Origin of the sequence: Kerstersia gyiorum (assembly GCF_048595715.1) — a bacterium.
GTDB lineage: Bacteria > Pseudomonadota > Gammaproteobacteria > Burkholderiales > Burkholderiaceae_B > Kerstersia > Kerstersia gyiorum.
Genome location: NZ_CP169556.1, coordinates 1,142,457 through 1,157,509, shown reverse-complemented (window position 1 = coordinate 1,157,509; position 15,053 = coordinate 1,142,457). Strand labels below are relative to the sequence as shown.

The 15,053-nt window shown below is 64.2% G+C and carries 16 protein-coding genes; 12 read left to right on the top strand and 4 right to left on the bottom strand.

Translation table 11 applies throughout. From position 1 onward, the window contains the following. Positions 1-148: 148 nt before the first annotated feature. Positions 149-1,132: a quinone oxidoreductase family protein gene (locus ACEW7X_RS05095; protein ID WP_130487136.1), complete on the bottom strand. Its 984-nt coding sequence runs from the start codon at positions 1,130-1,132 to the stop codon at positions 149-151. 142 nt (positions 1,133-1,274) lie between these two features. Between ACEW7X_RS05095 and ACEW7X_RS05090 the strand changes: the two genes are divergently transcribed. Further along, positions 1,275-2,204 carry a DMT family transporter gene (locus ACEW7X_RS05090; RefSeq protein WP_127773452.1) on the top strand — a complete coding sequence of 310 codons (930 nt, stop codon included), beginning with the start codon at positions 1,275-1,277 and terminating at the stop codon, positions 2,202-2,204. A gap of 24 nt (positions 2,205-2,228) precedes the next feature. Here ACEW7X_RS05090 and ACEW7X_RS05085 read toward each other — a convergent pair whose 3' ends face one another. After that, complete coding sequence (locus ACEW7X_RS05085) at positions 2,229-3,758, bottom strand: helicase HerA-like C-terminal domain-containing protein (RefSeq protein WP_420177700.1); 1,530 nt, start codon at positions 3,756-3,758, stop codon at positions 2,229-2,231. 242 nt (positions 3,759-4,000) lie between these two features. Here ACEW7X_RS05085 and ACEW7X_RS05080 point away from each other — a divergent pair, with 242 nt between their 5' ends. From ACEW7X_RS05080 to ACEW7X_RS05040, 9 genes are all read left to right on the top strand, one after another. Then, positions 4,001-5,515 (top strand): amino acid permease, encoded by a 1,515-nt coding sequence (locus tag ACEW7X_RS05080; RefSeq protein ID WP_420177699.1) that lies wholly within the window; start codon positions 4,001-4,003, stop codon positions 5,513-5,515. A 149-nt stretch (positions 5,516-5,664) separates the two neighbouring features. Further along, a complete protein-coding gene (locus tag ACEW7X_RS05075; RefSeq protein ID WP_068373928.1) occupies positions 5,665-6,396 on the top strand; it encodes a YebC/PmpR family DNA-binding transcriptional regulator in 732 nt (243 codons plus the stop codon). Between the two features lie 129 nt (positions 6,397-6,525). Next, on the top strand, positions 6,526-7,821 hold the full coding sequence (gene purD / locus ACEW7X_RS05070) for a phosphoribosylamine--glycine ligase (protein WP_068374157.1): 1,296 nt from the start codon (positions 6,526-6,528) through the stop codon (positions 7,819-7,821). Positions 7,822-7,850: 29 nt separating this feature from the next. Then, entirely contained in the window at positions 7,851-8,762 is a 912-nt protein-coding gene (gene hemF / locus ACEW7X_RS05065) for an oxygen-dependent coproporphyrinogen oxidase (RefSeq protein ID WP_068373929.1), read from the top strand. 32 nt (positions 8,763-8,794) lie between these two features. Continuing rightward, positions 8,795-9,397 (top strand): nicotinate (nicotinamide) nucleotide adenylyltransferase, encoded by a 603-nt coding sequence (nadD, locus tag ACEW7X_RS05060; protein WP_068374160.1) that lies wholly within the window; start codon positions 8,795-8,797, stop codon positions 9,395-9,397. A 105-nt stretch (positions 9,398-9,502) separates the two neighbouring features. After that, positions 9,503-9,913 carry a ribosome silencing factor gene (gene rsfS, locus ACEW7X_RS05055; RefSeq protein ID WP_068373930.1) on the top strand — a complete coding sequence of 137 codons (411 nt, stop codon included), beginning with the start codon at positions 9,503-9,505 and terminating at the stop codon, positions 9,911-9,913. A gap of 91 nt (positions 9,914-10,004) precedes the next feature. Continuing rightward, on the top strand, positions 10,005-10,475 hold the full coding sequence (gene rlmH / locus ACEW7X_RS05050; protein WP_068373932.1) for a 23S rRNA (pseudouridine(1915)-N(3))-methyltransferase RlmH: 471 nt from the start codon (positions 10,005-10,007) through the stop codon (positions 10,473-10,475). Between the two features lie 22 nt (positions 10,476-10,497). Beyond that, complete coding sequence (locus ACEW7X_RS05045; RefSeq protein WP_068373935.1) at positions 10,498-11,127, top strand: Maf family protein; 630 nt, start codon at positions 10,498-10,500, stop codon at positions 11,125-11,127. A 12-nt stretch (positions 11,128-11,139) separates the two neighbouring features. Beyond that, positions 11,140-11,895: a sulfite exporter TauE/SafE family protein gene (locus ACEW7X_RS05040; protein WP_068373938.1), complete on the top strand. Its 756-nt coding sequence runs from the start codon at positions 11,140-11,142 to the stop codon at positions 11,893-11,895. A gap of 76 nt (positions 11,896-11,971) precedes the next feature. Here ACEW7X_RS05040 and ACEW7X_RS05035 read toward each other — a convergent pair whose 3' ends face one another. Both ACEW7X_RS05035 and ACEW7X_RS05030 read right to left on the bottom strand, forming a co-directional pair. Beyond that, entirely contained in the window at positions 11,972-12,730 is a 759-nt protein-coding gene (locus tag ACEW7X_RS05035; protein WP_068373940.1) for a GntR family transcriptional regulator, read from the bottom strand. A 2-nt stretch (positions 12,731-12,732) separates the two neighbouring features. Continuing rightward, positions 12,733-14,409 carry a sigma 54-interacting transcriptional regulator gene (locus ACEW7X_RS05030; protein ID WP_420177911.1) on the bottom strand — a complete coding sequence of 559 codons (1,677 nt, stop codon included), beginning with the start codon at positions 14,407-14,409 and terminating at the stop codon, positions 12,733-12,735. Between ACEW7X_RS05030 and ACEW7X_RS05025 the strand changes: the two genes are divergently transcribed. Both ACEW7X_RS05025 and ACEW7X_RS05020 read left to right on the top strand, forming a co-directional pair. Then, positions 14,362-14,583 carry a hypothetical protein gene (locus ACEW7X_RS05025; RefSeq protein WP_240733365.1) on the top strand — a complete coding sequence of 74 codons (222 nt, stop codon included), beginning with the start codon at positions 14,362-14,364 and terminating at the stop codon, positions 14,581-14,583. The two genes, ACEW7X_RS05030 and ACEW7X_RS05025, sit on opposite strands and share 48 nt — an antisense overlap. Before the next feature lie 200 nt (positions 14,584-14,783). After that, positions 14,784-15,029: a phenol hydroxylase subunit gene (locus ACEW7X_RS05020; protein WP_068373946.1), complete on the top strand. Its 246-nt coding sequence runs from the start codon at positions 14,784-14,786 to the stop codon at positions 15,027-15,029. Positions 15,030-15,053 lie beyond the last annotated feature (24 nt).

Below are 15,053 nucleotides of genomic sequence, written 5' to 3'. Positions count from 1 at the left end.
AGAAACCTGCCCGGCCGGACGCCGTCCACCTGGAACGGCGCCTCGCCCTGGGCAGGTATTCAAAAAATCCGCTGAATTCTAGTCTGGCAGGAGCTAAACAAATTATTTCCATTGTGTCTGGGCGTAGCCGAGCGGTTACGCCCAGACATCACGGCAGCAATATCGTCGCGCCGGTGGTTTCGCGCCGCTGCAGGGCATCCTGCGCCCGTCCGGCCTCGGCCAACGGCGCTCGCCGAGAAATCTGCGCCGCGAGCTTGCCAGCCAGAACCAGTTCGAACAGCTCATCCGCCGCGGCCTGAAGGGCTTCAGTCGTGGCAATGTGCGTCGCCAGCGTAGGCCGCGTCACATAAAGCGACCCCTTGGCTGCCAGGATGCCAAGGTTGACACCCGTCACCGGGCCGGAGGCATTGCCGAAACTGACCATCAGGCCACGCGGCGCCAGGCAATCCAGGGAATCCTCCCAGGTATCCTTGCCCACCCCGTCATACACCACCGGTACCTTGCGTCCTTCGGTCAGTTCCAGCACGCGGTGCACGATGTTTTCCCGCGAATAGTCGATCACCTGCCAGGCCCCTGCCGCCAGCGCGCGCTCGGCTTTCTCGGGGCTGGAGACCGTGCCGATCAGCTTGACCCCGAGCGCCCTGGCCCACTGGCAGGCCAATAACCCCACACCGCCGGCAGCGGCGTGGAACAAAATGGTTTCCCCGGCCTGCAGCCGATACGTCTGGCGGAACAGATACTGCACGGTCAGTCCCTTGAGCATCAGCGCTGCGGCTTCCTCATCGCTGACGCCCGCCGGTACCTTGACCAGGCGACCGGCCTCCATATTACGTACGCTTGCATAGGCACCCAGCTCGCTCTGACCATAGGCCACCCTGTCGCCCGGCGCCAAGCGGGTCACGCCTTCGCCGACTGCAATCACCTCGCCGGCTGCCTCATAGCCCAGGCCATGCGGCAGCGGCTGCTGGTACAGGCCGGTACGAAAATAGATGTCTATGAAATTCAGCCCGACCGCAGTCTGCCTCAGAGTGACCTCGCCCGGGGCGGGCGGTGGCACGTCGATATCCACCCATTCCAGCACTTCCGGACCGCCGTAACGGCGTATGCGCATTGCCTTGGCCTGTGTACTCATGTCGTTGCTCCTGTCGGGGGATGAACAAACCTGCGGCTGGCGCCAGCATGATCCACGCTGGCAGGCTCGCGCGCCGCCCTGGTTTCGTGCAATCATTTTAGGGCCGGCCCGAACGATCTCCCTCTATTCCCCTGCATCATTCATGACCTCTCGCCGCCACGCCTCTCCGGTCTTCCGGCCCGCATCCCCTGCAACCGCCAGGCTGTGCGCCCACCTGGCCGCCCTGCTATTCGGCCTGAGTGCAATCTTCGGCGCGCTGATCCATGCGGATGCCGTCACCATTACCTTCGGGCGCGCACTGTTCGCCTGTCTCGCCCTTGCCGCCTTTGCCTGCTGGCGTGGCCATGGACTGCATCAGCGCATGGCCCCCCGCCAGTTCGCCCTGCTCATGATCACAGGAATCTTGCTGGCGCTGCACTGGATCACTTTCTTCATCTCCGTAAAAACCGGTGGCGTCGCCATGGCCACCCTGGGCTTCGCCAGCTTTCCTGCATTCATCGCGCTGCTGGACCGTTGGCTCTTCCGCGAGCGCATCGGCCGCAGCGAAAGCCTGTTGCTGGTGCTGGTCAGCGCCGGTCTGGTGCTGGTGACGCCTGCCTTCCAGGCCTCCGACCAGGGCACCATCGGCCTGCTCTGGGGCGTGGCATCGGGTTTCTCGTTCGCCCTGCTGGCTGCCGCCAACCGCCGCGCCGTGCACGGCTTGCCCGCGATACAGGTGGCGTTCTGGCAGAACACGACCGTAGCGCTGGTCCTGGCGCCATTCGCCTCATGGGGACTGATGCGACTCGACGGGCTGGACTGGCTGAACCTGGCCTTGCTGGGCATTTTGTGCACCGGGCTCGCGCATGGTCTGTTCGTGGCCAGCCTGCGCGGACTGAGCGCACGCGGCAGCGGCATGATTATTGCGCTGGAGCCCGTCTATGCCATCGCCGGCGCCTGGTGGCTATTTGGCGCCCAACCTACGGGGCGGATGCTGGCGGGCGCGGCGCTGATCGTCAGCGCCATCGTGCTGGCCGCACGCAACAAGGCGGCGGCACCAGCCGAGACAGCCGAACCACCGCCAGCTCCCTGACTTGATGCCGGCCCTGCCACGGCTTCAGCGCCGCTTGGACCCCATCAGCGAACCCAGAATGCCGCGCACCAGGGAATTGCCCATGGAACGTGCCGTGCTTTTCACTACGCTCTGGACCACCCCATCGCGCTTGCCGCCACGCGGCCCCGTCGAACCAAACAGCAACTCATTGACGGCCTTGAGCATGGGATTGCCGCCATCATCCTGCTGCGGCTCGGCAGCCGGGCTGGCCGCCTTGCCCGCTGGCGCCGCCGGCGTCCCTGCGACAGAGGTCACGGCCCGCGCAGCCAGGATCTCGTAGGCGGATTCCCGGTCAACCGCCTGACCGTAGCGCAGGTCCATTTGCGATGCCTGGCGCAGCGCTTGCCGTTGCATCACAGGAATGGGACCAATTTGCGAGCCCGGCGCACATATCCAGGCACGTTGCGTCACGCCTGGACTGCCCTGCTCATCCAGCAGTGATACCAGGGCCTCGCCCACGGCCAGTTCGGTAATCGCAGCGGTGATATCCAGGCCGGGATTCGGCCGCATGGTCTCGGCCGCCGTGCGCACTGCCTTTTGGTCGCGCGGCGTGAAAGCGCGCAAGGCATGCTGCACACGGTTCCCCAACTGCCCCAGTACCGTTTCCGGAATATCGGCCGGGTTCTGCGTCACGAAGTACACCCCGACGCCCTTGGAGCGGATCAGGCGCACGACCTGCTCGATTTTTTCCAGCAGCGCCGCCGGCGCATCGTTGAACAACAGGTGGGCCTCATCAAAAAAGAACACCAGCCGCGGCCTGTCTAGATCCCCGACCTCGGGCAAGCGCTCGAACAGTTCGGCCAGCAGCCACAGCAGGAAGACGGAATACAGACGGGGAGACTGCATCAGCCGGTCTGCGGCCAGGATATTGACCACGCCACGCCCCTGCGCATCCGTGCGCATCAGGTCCGCGATATCCAGCATGGGCTCGCCGAAAAACTGGTCCGCCCCCTGGCTTTCCAGGGTGAGCAGGGCCCGCTGGATCGCCCCCACCGACGCGCTGGACACATTGCCGTAGCGCGTACGCAGTTCCGCCGCCCTATCTGCCACGTTCTGCAACATGGACCGCAGGTCCTTCATGTCCAGCAACAACAGCCCTTCGTCATCGGCCACCCGGAACACCAGCGACAGCACGCCTTCCTGGGTCGCATTGAGATTGAGCATGCGCGACAGCAGCATCGGCCCCATATCGGAGATGGTGGCGCGCACGGGATGGCCCTGCTCACCGAACACATCCCAAAGCTCCACCGGGCAGGCGCCCCATTGGGGCTGCGGCAAACCCAGCTTTTCCAGGCGCGCCAGCAGCTTGGGCGAGGCCTCCCCGGCCTGAGCCAGGCCGGTCAGGTCACCTTTGACGTCGGCCATGAATACCGGCGTGCCCAGCCGCGAGAAGGACTCGGCAAGCACTTGCAGGGTGACGGTCTTCCCGGTACCGGTGGCCCCGGTAATGCAGCCATGGCGATTGGCCAGCGCAGGCAGCAGATGGACGTCCGTTCCGGCATTGCGGGCAACGAGAATGGGGTCGGCGCTCATGGTTTCTTCCCGGGAAGCAAATAAAACGCAGTTTAGGGCTTTCACACCCGTATCGCAGCCGACTTTCCCGTCTTTGACACAGGCGCAACTCATTTTCCGCATGCCTGGCCCAGGCGCGACGAGGTTTTCAATGACCCGGAACCGGGGACGCTGCTATCATTCGCCGGTTTTTCATCTCATGCGCCGCCATCCGTCCGGTACCTCCCCAGCGGTACCGGACGGATGGCAATGCTCGTTTAGCCGTGACAACAAGCAGCCAATCTGCCTCATCCCAGACATCCTCTCCGCCCAGCGGCGGCCTGAAGAGGGAACTCAAAGCCCGGCACCTGTCCATGATCGCCATCGGCGGCTCCATCGGCACCGGCCTGTTCGTCGCATCAGGCGCGACGATCTCCCAGGCGGGCCCGGGCGGCGCGCTGCTGTCCTACGTGCTGATCGGCCTGATGGTCTATTTTCTGATGACCAGCCTGGGCGAGCTTGCAGCCTGCATGCCGGTATCCGGGTCCTTCGCCACCTATGGCGCACGTTACGTCGATGACGGTTTCGGATTCGCGCTGGGCTGGAACTACTGGTACAACTGGGCCGTCACGATTGCCGTCGACCTGGTCGCCGCCCAGTTGGTCATGGCCTATTGGTTTCCGGACGTCCCTGGCGTCATCTGGAGCGCGCTGTTCCTCTGCCTGCTGTTCGCCCTCAATTACCAATCGGTGCGCGGCTTTGCTGAAGCCGAGTACTGGTTCGCCGCCATCAAGGTGGTGACGGTGCTGTTCTTCATCGGCGCCGGCTTCCTGATGGTGCTGGGCATTCTCAAGGGCGGCGAGCACAGCGGTCTGGCCAACTGGACAATCGGCGACGCACCATTCGCAGGCGGCGTCGCCACCATGATAGGCGTGGCCATGGTGGTCGGGTTTTCCTTCCAGGGCACCGAGCTGATCGGCATCGCCGCCGGCGAATCGGAAGACCCGGCGCGCAACATTCCCCGGGCGGTGCGCAAGGTTTTCTGGCGCATTCTGCTGTTCTACGTCCTGGCGATTTTCGTCATCAGCCTGCTGATCCCCTACACCGACCCGCAATTGCTGCGCAACGAAGTGTCGGACATCAGCGTCAGCCCCTTTACCCTGGTCTTTGAAAAGGCCGGCCTGCTCTCGGCAGCGGCAGTCATGAACGCAGTGATCCTGACTTCCGTGCTGTCGGCCGGCAACTCGGGCATGTATGCATCCACCCGGATGCTGTACAACCTGGCGCTGGAAGGCAAGGCGCCACGCATCTTCGCCCGCCTGTCGGTCAACGGCGTCCCGCGCTACGCACTGCTGGCCACCGCCGCCGTGGCCGCACTGTGCTTCCTGGCCTCCATTTTCAGTCCGAGCGCGATCTATATCTGGCTGCTCAATGCCTCTGGCATGACCGGCTTCATTGCCTGGCTGGGCATTGCCATCAGCCACTACCGCTTCCGGCGGGGCTATATGCACCAGGGCCGCGACCTGAACCTGCTGCCCTACCGCGCCGGCCTGTTCCCCTTCGGCCCTATCTTTGCCTTCGTGCTGTGCCTGATCATCACGCTGGGACAGAACTATGAAGCCTTCCTCAATGACCAGATCGACTGGCTGGGCGTGGTCGCCACCTATATTGGCCTGCCGCTGTTCCTGCTGATCTGGCTGGGCTACCGGCTGGTCAAGGGCGGCCGCTTCGTGCGGCTCGATGAGATGACCTTCCCCGATTCGCTGTCGGGGCCGGTACCGCGCCGGCCCGGGAAGTAATGGCAGCCACGCCCAATGCCGGACAGTTGCCTGCCCGACGGCGTCTCCCGGCGCATTTCCCTGACGCCGCAGGAGCGATTCTCCCCCTGCGGCGTCAAGCAAGCTAAAATCCCGGTTCTTTCCGTTTTTTTCCTTTATTTCAGAGCACTATGGCCGGACACAGCAAGTGGGCTAACATCCAGCACCGCAAAGGGCGTCAGGACGCCAAGCGCGGCAAGATCTGGACCAAGATCATCCGTGAAATCACTGTCGCCGCGCGAGCCGGCGGCCCTGACCCGGCCACCAACCCCCGCTTGCGCCTGGCCTGGGACAAGGCCACCGACGTCAACATGCCCAAGGACAACATCCAGCGCGCCATCACGCGCGGGGCTGGCGGCGCCGATGGCGCCAACTACGAGGAAATCCGCTACGAAGGCTACGGCATCGGCGGCGCGGCCGTCATCGTAGACGCCATGACCGACAACCGTACCCGTACGGTCGCCGAAGTCCGCCACGCTTTCGCCAAGAACGGTGGCAATCTGGGCCAGGAAGGCTCGGTGGCCTTCATGTTCAAGCACTGCGGCCAGTTCATCTTCGCGCCCGGCACCTCTGAAGACCAGGTAATGGAAGTTGCACTGGAAGCCGGCGCCGAGGACATCCAGACCGATGACGAAGGCGTGATCGAAGTCATCACCGCCCCAGGCGACTACGCTGCCGTGCGCGATGCCTTGCTGGCAGCCAGCCTGACGCCGGAAGTCGACGGCATCATCATGAAAGCCCTCAACGAAACCGAGCTGACCGGCGAAGATGCCGTCAAAATGCAAAAACTGCTGGATGCGCTGGAAGCCCTGGACGATGTCCAGGAAGTTTTCACCACCGCAGTCCTGGACGAAACCGAATAAGGCCGTCCACTCGCGCGGCCGCCCATGCGGCCGCCTGCAGAACAAGAAACAGCCTGCGCCCGGCAACGGGCGCAGGCCTTGGCAGCATCCTCCACGCTGGTCGTGGCAACCACCCTACTGATTCAAACAATGAAACTCTTGGTCATCGGCTCGGGCGGCCGCGAACATGCCCTGGCATGGCGCCTGGCGCAATCTGAACGCGTCCACAAGGTCTATGTCGCTCCTGGCAACGGCGGTACCGCACTCGCCCGCAACCTGGAAAACGTGGATATCACGGATCCCGAGCAGTTGGCCGATTTCGCCCAGCGCGAACAGATCGCGCTGACGGTGGTGGGCCCGGAGGCGCCCCTGGCGGCCGGCGTGGTCGACGTGTTCCGCGCCCGCAAGCTGAAGATCTTCGGCGCCACCAAGGCCGCTGCCCAGCTGGAAAGCTCCAAGGACTACGCCAAGGCCTTCCTGTTCCGCCACAACATTCCGACGGCGGCCTACCAGACCTTCACCGACCCGGCCCAGGCGCATGCCTATATTGAGGCCCAGGGCGCACCCATCGTCATCAAGGCCGACGGCCTGGCGGCGGGCAAGGGCGTGGTCGTGGCGGAAACCCTGGAACAGGCCCACGAAGCCGTGGACGCCATGCTGGGCGACGGTTCGCTGGGCGCGGCCGGCGCCCGCGTCGTCATCGAGGAATTCCTGCAAGGCGAGGAAGCCAGCTTCATCGTCATGGTCGATGGCCGCAACGTGCTCGCCCTGGCCACCAGCCAGGACCACAAGCGCCTGGGCGACGGCGATACCGGCCCGAATACGGGCGGCATGGGCGCCTACTCGCCCGCGCCGGTCGTAACACCGGAAATGCACCATCGCATCATGCGCGAAGTGATCCTGCCCACCGTGCAGGGTATGGCGCGCGACGGCATCCCCTACACCGGCTTCCTGTATGCCGGCCTGATGATCGCCCCGGGCGACGATCCGGCCCGCCCGATCAAGGTGCTGGAGTTCAATTGCCGCATGGGCGACCCGGAAACTCAGCCCATCATGATGAGGATCAAAAGCGATTTCGTCGATGTCCTCGAAAATGCTGTGGAAGGTACGCTCGACCAGGCGGAAATCACCTGGGATAGGCGCACGGCTATCGGCGTCGTGCTGGCAGCGGCCAACTATCCCGGCGAACCCCGCCGGGGCGACGCCGTTACCGGCCTGCCGGCTGACAATTCCGATGTCATGGTGTTCCATGCCGGAACTCGCTACGACGGCCAGGATGTCCTGACCAACGGCGGCCGCGTACTGTGCGTTACAGCCCTGGGAGATTCGCTGCGCATTGCCCGCGATCTGGCCTATGACACCGTGGAGCGCGTCCATTTCAACGGACGCCAATACCGCACGGACATCGGCTGGCGCGCGTTCAAGCGCGGATCGGGCGCGGCCTGACCCCTACCACTTCCCGCAGGAGCCGCACAATGCCGTCCATTCCCCTGTCCTCAGCCAGGCAATACTTCCTCGACCTGCAGCAACGCATCGTCACAGGCCTGGAACAAGTCAGCAATGAATCATTCCGCGAAGACCGCTGGGACCGCGAGGAAGGCGGCGGCGGCATCTCCCGGCTGATCGAGGGCGGGGAGTTCCTGGAACGCGGCGGTGTGCTGTTCAGCCACGTCCAGGGCGCGACCCTGCCGCCCTCGGCCAGCGCCCACCGCCGCGAGCTGGCCGGCCGCCCCTGGGAAGCCATGGGTATTTCCATGGTGCTGCACCCGCGCAACCCCTATGTGCCGACCACGCACATGAACGTGCGCCTGTTCGTGGCCAAGGCCCGGCCCGGCATAGACGACAGCGACCGCTACTGGTTCGGCGGCGGGCTGGACCTCACGCCCTACTACGCCTACGAAGAAGACGCCCGGCATTTCCACCAGACCTGCCACGACGCGCTGGCGCCATTCGGCGACGAATACTATCCGCGCTTCAAGGGCTGGTGCGATGAATACTTCTATCTCAAGCACCGCAAGGAAACGCGCGGGATCGGCGGTATTTTCTTCGACGACCTGGACGTGCCCGACTTCGACAGCAGCTTTGCGCTGACACGTTCCGTGGGCGACTGTTTCCTGCAGGCCTACCTGCCCATCGTCGAACGCCGCATCGGCCAGGAATACGGCCAGCGCGAGCGCGACTTCCAGGCCTACCGGCGTGGCCGCTACGTGGAATTCAACCTCGTCTTCGACCGGGGCACGCTGTTCGGCCTGCAATCCGGCGGACGCACGGAGTCCATCCTGCTGTCCATGCCCCCTATGGCCCAGTGGCGCTATGACTGGCAGCCGGAACCCGGCACGCCGGAAGCGCGGCTGTACGAGTTCCTGACCCCCAGGGATTGGATTTGATCACACCCGTTCACGCCGTTCCTTCTGAACCGCTGCCGCGCATCGGCCTGCTGGGCGGCAGTTTCGACCCCATCCACCTGGCCCACATTGCCCTGGCGCAGGCGGCCTTGTCGCACCTGCAGCTGACCGGCGTACAGTTCATTCCGGCGGCGCAGCCCTGGCAGCGCCGGCCGCTCCAGGCCAGCGCCGACCAGCGGCTGGACATGCTGCGGCTGGCCCTGGCAGGCCAGGAACGGCTCTCCATCAATACCGCCGAGCTGGATCGCGGCGGCCCGACCTACACCATAGATACCGTGCGGCAGTTGCCGCAGGACAGCCGCTACGTGTGGCTGTTGGGCACCGATCAGCTTGCCAACTTCTGCACCTGGCACGACTGGCAGGAGATCGTCGCCCGCGTCGATCTTGCCGTAGCCCAGCGCCCCGGCTCCAGCCTCCAGGCACCGCCAGCGTTGGCCGAATGGCTGACCGCACATGGCCGCCAGCTGGAAGAAATCCCCTTCGAACCCCGCCAGGTATCGGCTTCCGATATCCGGGCACGCCAGGCACACGGCGACTCGCTGCACGGTCTGGTCGCACCTGCCGTGGCGAGCTACATCGACGCCCACGGGCTGTACCGGGACGCCGGTTCCGCCTGAAGCGCCGGCGCTCCGCACGCAGGCAGGCGCAGCTTCCCGGCATAATTCCCGTAAAACGCCTCTTTCCCGCAGCCACGCTGCATCTGATCGCGCTATATTTCCCGCATGGATATACAAAAACTGCAACGCGCCGTGCTTGACGCGCTGGAAGACGTCAAGGCACAGGACATCAAGGTATTCAATACCACCCACCTGACCGGCCTGTTCGACCGTGTCATCATCACCTCCGCCTCCTCCAACCGCCAAACCCGTGCGCTGGCCAAGAGCGTCGGCGACTGCGCCCGGGAACTCGGCATTCCCGTCCTGGCCGAAGAAGGCCTGGAAACGGGCGAATGGGTGCTGGTGGACCTGGGCGACATCGTCGTCCACATCATGCAACCCGCAATCCGCCAGTACTACAACCTGGAAGAAATCTGGGGCGACAAGCCGGTGCAGGTCAAACTGCTGCCGGAATCCACGCGTCCGGTACCCATCGCTCCCATCCAGCAGCGCCCGGGCCTGGACCAGGACGCCTGAGCCCTTCCCTGCCACCAGCGCCGTTCCGGGATAATCCGCGAATGGCGCCCCTCTTTTCGCGCAGCGCCCGCGCCGCTGCGACGCCATCGCCGTGAAACTACACATCCTCGCCGTAGGCCAGCGCATGCCGGACTGGATAGAAACCGGCTGGAACGAATATGCCAAGCGCATGCCGGCGGACTTTCCGCTGGTGCTGCGGGAAATCAAGCCTGAGCCGCGCAGCGGCGGCAAGACGCCGGCACAAATGATGGAAGCAGAAGCGCGCCGCATCGAGGCCGCCCTGCCGCCGCAATGCACACTGGTCATCCTGGATGAGCACGGCCGCGACTACACCACGATGAAGCTGTCCCAGGCCATGCAGGACTGGCGCCAGGAAGGCCGTGACGTCGCCTTCATCATCGGCGGGCCGGATGGCCTGGATGCCAGCCTCAAGCAGCGCGGCCACCTGGCCCTGAGACTGTCGTCGCTGACCTTGCCGCATCCATTCGTGCGGGTCATGCTGGCCGAACAGCTCTACCGTGCCTGGACCATCCTGCAGAACCACCCCTATCACCGCAGCTGAAATCCAGCTCCAGGCCATCGCCATGACCGCCACACCCTCAGCCTCCCGCCTGCCACTCTACCTGGCCTCCGCCAGCCCCAGGCGCGCCGAACTGCTGGGCCAGATCGGCCTGGCCCACAGCGTGCTGCGCGTGCCGTCGCCACCTGGCGAAGACGAACCCCGGCTCGCCAATGAAAGCGCGCGCGAGTACGCCCGGCGTACCACGCTGGAAAAAACCCGGCGTGCGGTGGACTGGGTGCAGCAGCAAAGCCTGCCCCCAGGCCTGATCCTGTGCGCCGACACGTCTGTCGCGCTGGGTGAAGAGATACTCGGCAAGCCAGCCGACGCCGACGATGCCGCACGCATCCTGCACCGCCTGTCCGGCACGCGCCATGAGGTGCGTACCTGGGTGGCGCTGTACGACCCAGCCAACGGCCAGACACATGAACGCGAATCCGTATCGCTGGTCTGGATGAAGTCCCTGAGCGATACCGAAATCCAGGCCTATTGCCGCAGCGGCGAACCACAAGGCAAGGCGGGTGCCTATGGCATCCAGGGCCTGGCATCGGTTTTCATCGAACGGCTGGACGGCAGCTACAGCGGCGTCATGGGTCTGCCGCTGCATGAGACGGCGGAACTGCTGCGTCTCACAGGCCACCCGGTGCTGGGCTGAACGCCCCCGGCCATGTTCGAATTCATCACCCTGCCGCCGGAAGTCACGCACGCCTTTGCCATCGTGCTCGTCATCGCCAGTTTTTTCACTTCGGCGCTGACTTCCGCCATGGGACTGGGCGGTGGCGTGGCAATGCTGGCCATCATGGCCGCAGGCCTGCCCGTCAGCAGCGTACTGCCGGCACACGGCATCGTCCAGATGGGCTCCAACCTGGGCCGCACAGTCATCCAGCGCCAGTACGTTATCTGGCCGCTGGTGCTCTGGTTTTCGATCGGCAGTGTCATCGGCATCGCGTTGGGCAGCCCTGTCGCTGCGTATATTCCTGAACGCGGCGCCAAGCTGCTGCTGGCCGTGTTCATCCTGTGGGCCGTGTTCGGCAAGAAACCGCCGCCCAGCCCGCCCGGCAAGCCCTATCTGATCGCTGGCGGGGCCCTGACGAGCTTCGCCACCATGATCGTCGGCGCCACCGGGCCGCTAGTCGCCGCGCTCCTGGCCGCAATCGGCTTGACCAAGCAACGCCTGGTTGCCACCCATGCCACCTGCCTGAGCATCCAGCACGGACTGAAAATCCTGGCGTTCGGCGTCCTCGGCTTCGCCTATGCCCAGTGGGCCTTCCTGCTGGCCTGCATGATTGCCAGCGGGGTGCTGGGAACCTATGCCGGCACGCGCCTGCTCGACAACATGCCGGAGCGCTATTTCCGGCTGGGCTTTCGCATCACCATGGCCTTGCTGTGCGCGCAGATGCTCTGGCAAGCCCTGGCGCCCTGAGACACTCAAGCTCTGCTGCCCCTTTAGTCCCTGACGCAGCGCCCAGATACCCATCCCACCAGAAGGCCTGCGCCGCTCATGCCACCACGCTGCGTTCATCGACACTGCCGGGCAACACGATGCTGCCATCGCGCAGCGCACGGATCAGCGAATACGGCGTCGCGCAGATATGGGCTTCCAGCGCCAACGCGGCTCGCGCGTCCTCGCCGGCCATTGCCAGTTCGAAAATCCCCTTGTGTTCCAGGTGCACGTCGCGCGTCATGCCCGGCAATTGCATGGCAAAGCAGCGATAGCGCTCGCCATGGCGCGTCAGCAGGCGCAACACGCGGCGCGTCCAGGGAGACTCATGGCCGGCCAGCAAGGCATCGTGAAAGCGCGCATTCAGCACTTCCCACTGGCGTCGGCGCGCCATGGTCAGGGGTTGCTCGAATTCCGACATGGCCTCGAAACTGGCTTCCAGCGCCTTGCGCCAGGCCATATCGCCGTGACGGATGGCCAGCCGCAAGGCATGGGTTTCGATATGAACACGCAAGCGGGTCAGATCTTCCAGGTCTTCCAGCGCGATGGGCGACACGCGAAAGCCGCGCTGCCCTTCCGCCGTCACCAGCGCATCGCTGACCAGGCGAGTCAGGGCTTCGCGCAGCGTGCCGGCGCTGACGCCATACTGGCCGCGCAGGTGGTCAATGCGCAGCTTGCTGCCCGGCTGCAGGTGCCCTTCGATGATATCGGCGCGCAGCCTGGCATAGGTCTGTTCCGTCAGGGTGCGCAGCTCATCGTCCCCTTCACCGCATTCCAGCGCAGCGGACAGTTGCGCCATGAACGATCGCTTCGACATGGCTATTCCTCTCCCTTGCCGCGAATGCGGGACAGACGGTAGCTGAGCTGCGGCCGCGTCATTTTCAGCGCCCGCGCCGCAGCTGCCATATTGCCGCCTGCCTGCGCCAATGCCTCCTGCAGCAGCAGGCTTTCCAGATCATCCAGGCCCAGGCCCTGCTTCTGCAACAGGTAGTACACGCCGCTGGCGCTCTGCAGGCTGCCCGGCTGCGACAGCGTCGCAGCGTCACCCTCGCTGGTTTCATCGTCGGCCGAAGCCAGTTGGCCCGACGCCGCCAAATGATCCGTCAGCGGCATATCTAGCGACGGGAACAGCGTACCGGCGTCGATAGGCTGTTCCGGCGGCGTCAGGATGACGCCGCGCTCTATCAGGTTGGACAGCTCCCGCACATTGCCTGGCCAGTCGTGGTTGCACAGGGCCGCCATGGCTGGGCCGGTAAAGCCCGCCACGCGCTTGCCGTGCAAGGTACAGTACTGCTCCAGCATATGCCGCGCCAGCAGGGGAATGTCGTCCAGGCGTTCGCACAGCGAAGGTATCTGTATCGGGTAGATATTCAGGCGATACAGCAGATCCCGGCGGAATGTGCCAGTCTCCACCGCCTTTTCCAGGTCCACGTTGGTGGCCGCAACCACGCGCACGTTGACCTTGCGCACTTCCGTGCCTCCCAGTTTCTCGATTTCACCCTGCTGCAACACGCGCAGCAGCTTGGCCTGGGCCGCCAGGGGCAGTTCCCCGAGTTCATCCAGGAACAAGGTGCCGCCATCGGCCCGCTCGAAACGCCCGAGCCGGGTCTGCACGGCGCCGGTATAGGCCCCCTTTTCAACACCGAACAGTTCGCTTTCGATCAGATCGGCAGGCAAGGCGGCGCAATTGATGGCCACGAATGGCTGCTCGGCACGGTCGCTCATGGCGTGCAGCGCGCGGGCAAACTGTTCCTTGCCCACGCCTGTCGGCCCGGTCAGCAGCACCGTCACCTGGGTCGGCGCAGCCCGTTGCAGCAACATGAAAGCGCGCTCGAACGCCGGCGACTGGCCGACCAGCTGGCTGCGATGGCGGTTCTGGTCCAGCTGACCCCGCAAGGCCTCGACCTCCTGGCGCAGGGCCGTCACGGTTTCCTGAACCGATACCGGCCCGGCATCGGGTTCGTCGCGCTGCGCTGCTGGCCATTCATGCAGGAAACGGCCTTCGATCTGGCAATGCGCATGCCCGCAGGCCGTACATCGAACCTCCTTGAACAGCACGGGCTGCTGGAAAAACGCCGTCGAGTATCCCGAGGCATACCCCAGTTGCATCCAACAGGCCGGGTCATCTTGCTGCCCATATTCCTGCATGTGCGCTTCAGCTTCCCAGCTGTACGACCAATTGAACACAGCATGGAAATGGCGCCGCACCGGATCGGCATGCGGTTGGTAATCGAATACCAGGGGTTCGACCTGCACCGCACCTTCCAGCATGTGCAATTGCGGGCCGATGGCAAAGGCCTCGAACACGCTCTGGTCGGGGCGCACCTGGCGGGCGAGCAAGCCGTCCTGCTCGCCCGCCGAATACCCGGCGCGCGTCAACAGGGTCCTGGCCTGCTCCAGCCCGAAACTCTGGATGATTTCCTTGCGCATCGCACGCAGGGTATTCACATGCATCAACAGCATGCGCTGGCCGGCCAGCCAGATCCGGCCATCCATGCGGGAAAAGCGCAGCAACCTGCGCAGGTCCCGGTCGGATGGGAAAACAGGGGTGTTGGATTCGGGCATGTCTCGTTTTTTATCGATATTTATGCGCCTGATTATCGGGTTTTGATGATCCCGTGCATCCTGCTGTTTTCCCTGATGCGGAATTCGTTCATTGCCGCCGGATGAATTCATCATCTCATCATGATGCAGTGCAATGAGCCGAAAATCAGCGACGATCAAATAAATATGATTCTCTTTACGCCCCCTGAAAACAGGGGGTCGGCTCTGTTTTTTTAAGGGCTTTCCCTGGTTTTATCGATATTCCTGCGAGCTGGCACGCTTATTGCAAGTAGGCCTGTACAGACAGCCGAAAAGGAAAAATCGCCATGAGTGCCCTGACGACAGACGACACCTCCATCCCGTTGCCCGCCGTTGACCTGAGCAAACGCTATGTCAGGGTCACTGGCCAGCGTGACAACGGGTTCATCGAATTCGAATTTTCCGTGGGCTGGCAGGAACTGGTCGTCGAACTGATCCTGATGCCCCCCGACTTCAAGGCCTTCTGCGAAGCCAACCACGTGGAGATGCTGCCGCCGCACGAAGAAGGGCACGAGGACGGACACGAAGACTGAAGCATCCATGCAGCCATACCGACA

Bases quoted from the DNA above. Each gene is read 5' to 3' on its own strand.
- ACEW7X_RS05095 (WP_130487136.1), bottom strand. From the start codon at position 1,132: ATGAGTACACAGGCCAAGGCAATGCGCATACGCCGTTACGGCGGTCCG.
- ACEW7X_RS05090 (WP_127773452.1), top strand. From the start codon at position 1,275: ATGACCTCTCGCCGCCACGCCTCTCCGGTCTTCCGGCCCGCATCCCCT.
- ACEW7X_RS05085 (WP_420177700.1), bottom strand. From the start codon at position 3,758: ATGAGCGCCGACCCCATTCTCGTTGCCCGCAATGCCGGAACGGACGTC.
- ACEW7X_RS05075 (WP_068373928.1), top strand. From the start codon at position 5,665: ATGGCCGGACACAGCAAGTGGGCTAACATCCAGCACCGCAAAGGGCGT.
- purD (WP_068374157.1), top strand. From the start codon at position 6,526: ATGAAACTCTTGGTCATCGGCTCGGGCGGCCGCGAACATGCCCTGGCA.
- hemF (WP_068373929.1), top strand. From the start codon at position 7,851: ATGCCGTCCATTCCCCTGTCCTCAGCCAGGCAATACTTCCTCGACCTG.
- rsfS (WP_068373930.1), top strand. From the start codon at position 9,503: ATGGATATACAAAAACTGCAACGCGCCGTGCTTGACGCGCTGGAAGAC.
- ACEW7X_RS05045 (WP_068373935.1), top strand. From the start codon at position 10,498: ATGACCGCCACACCCTCAGCCTCCCGCCTGCCACTCTACCTGGCCTCC.
- ACEW7X_RS05040 (WP_068373938.1), top strand. From the start codon at position 11,140: ATGTTCGAATTCATCACCCTGCCGCCGGAAGTCACGCACGCCTTTGCC.
- ACEW7X_RS05035 (WP_068373940.1), bottom strand. From the start codon at position 12,730: ATGTCGAAGCGATCGTTCATGGCGCAACTGTCCGCTGCGCTGGAATGC.
- ACEW7X_RS05025 (WP_240733365.1), top strand. From the start codon at position 14,362: ATGCATCAACAGCATGCGCTGGCCGGCCAGCCAGATCCGGCCATCCAT.
- ACEW7X_RS05030 (WP_420177911.1), bottom strand. From the start codon at position 14,409: ATGGATGGCCGGATCTGGCTGGCCGGCCAGCGCATGCTGTTGATGCAT.
- ACEW7X_RS05020 (WP_068373946.1), top strand. From the start codon at position 14,784: ATGAGTGCCCTGACGACAGACGACACCTCCATCCCGTTGCCCGCCGTT.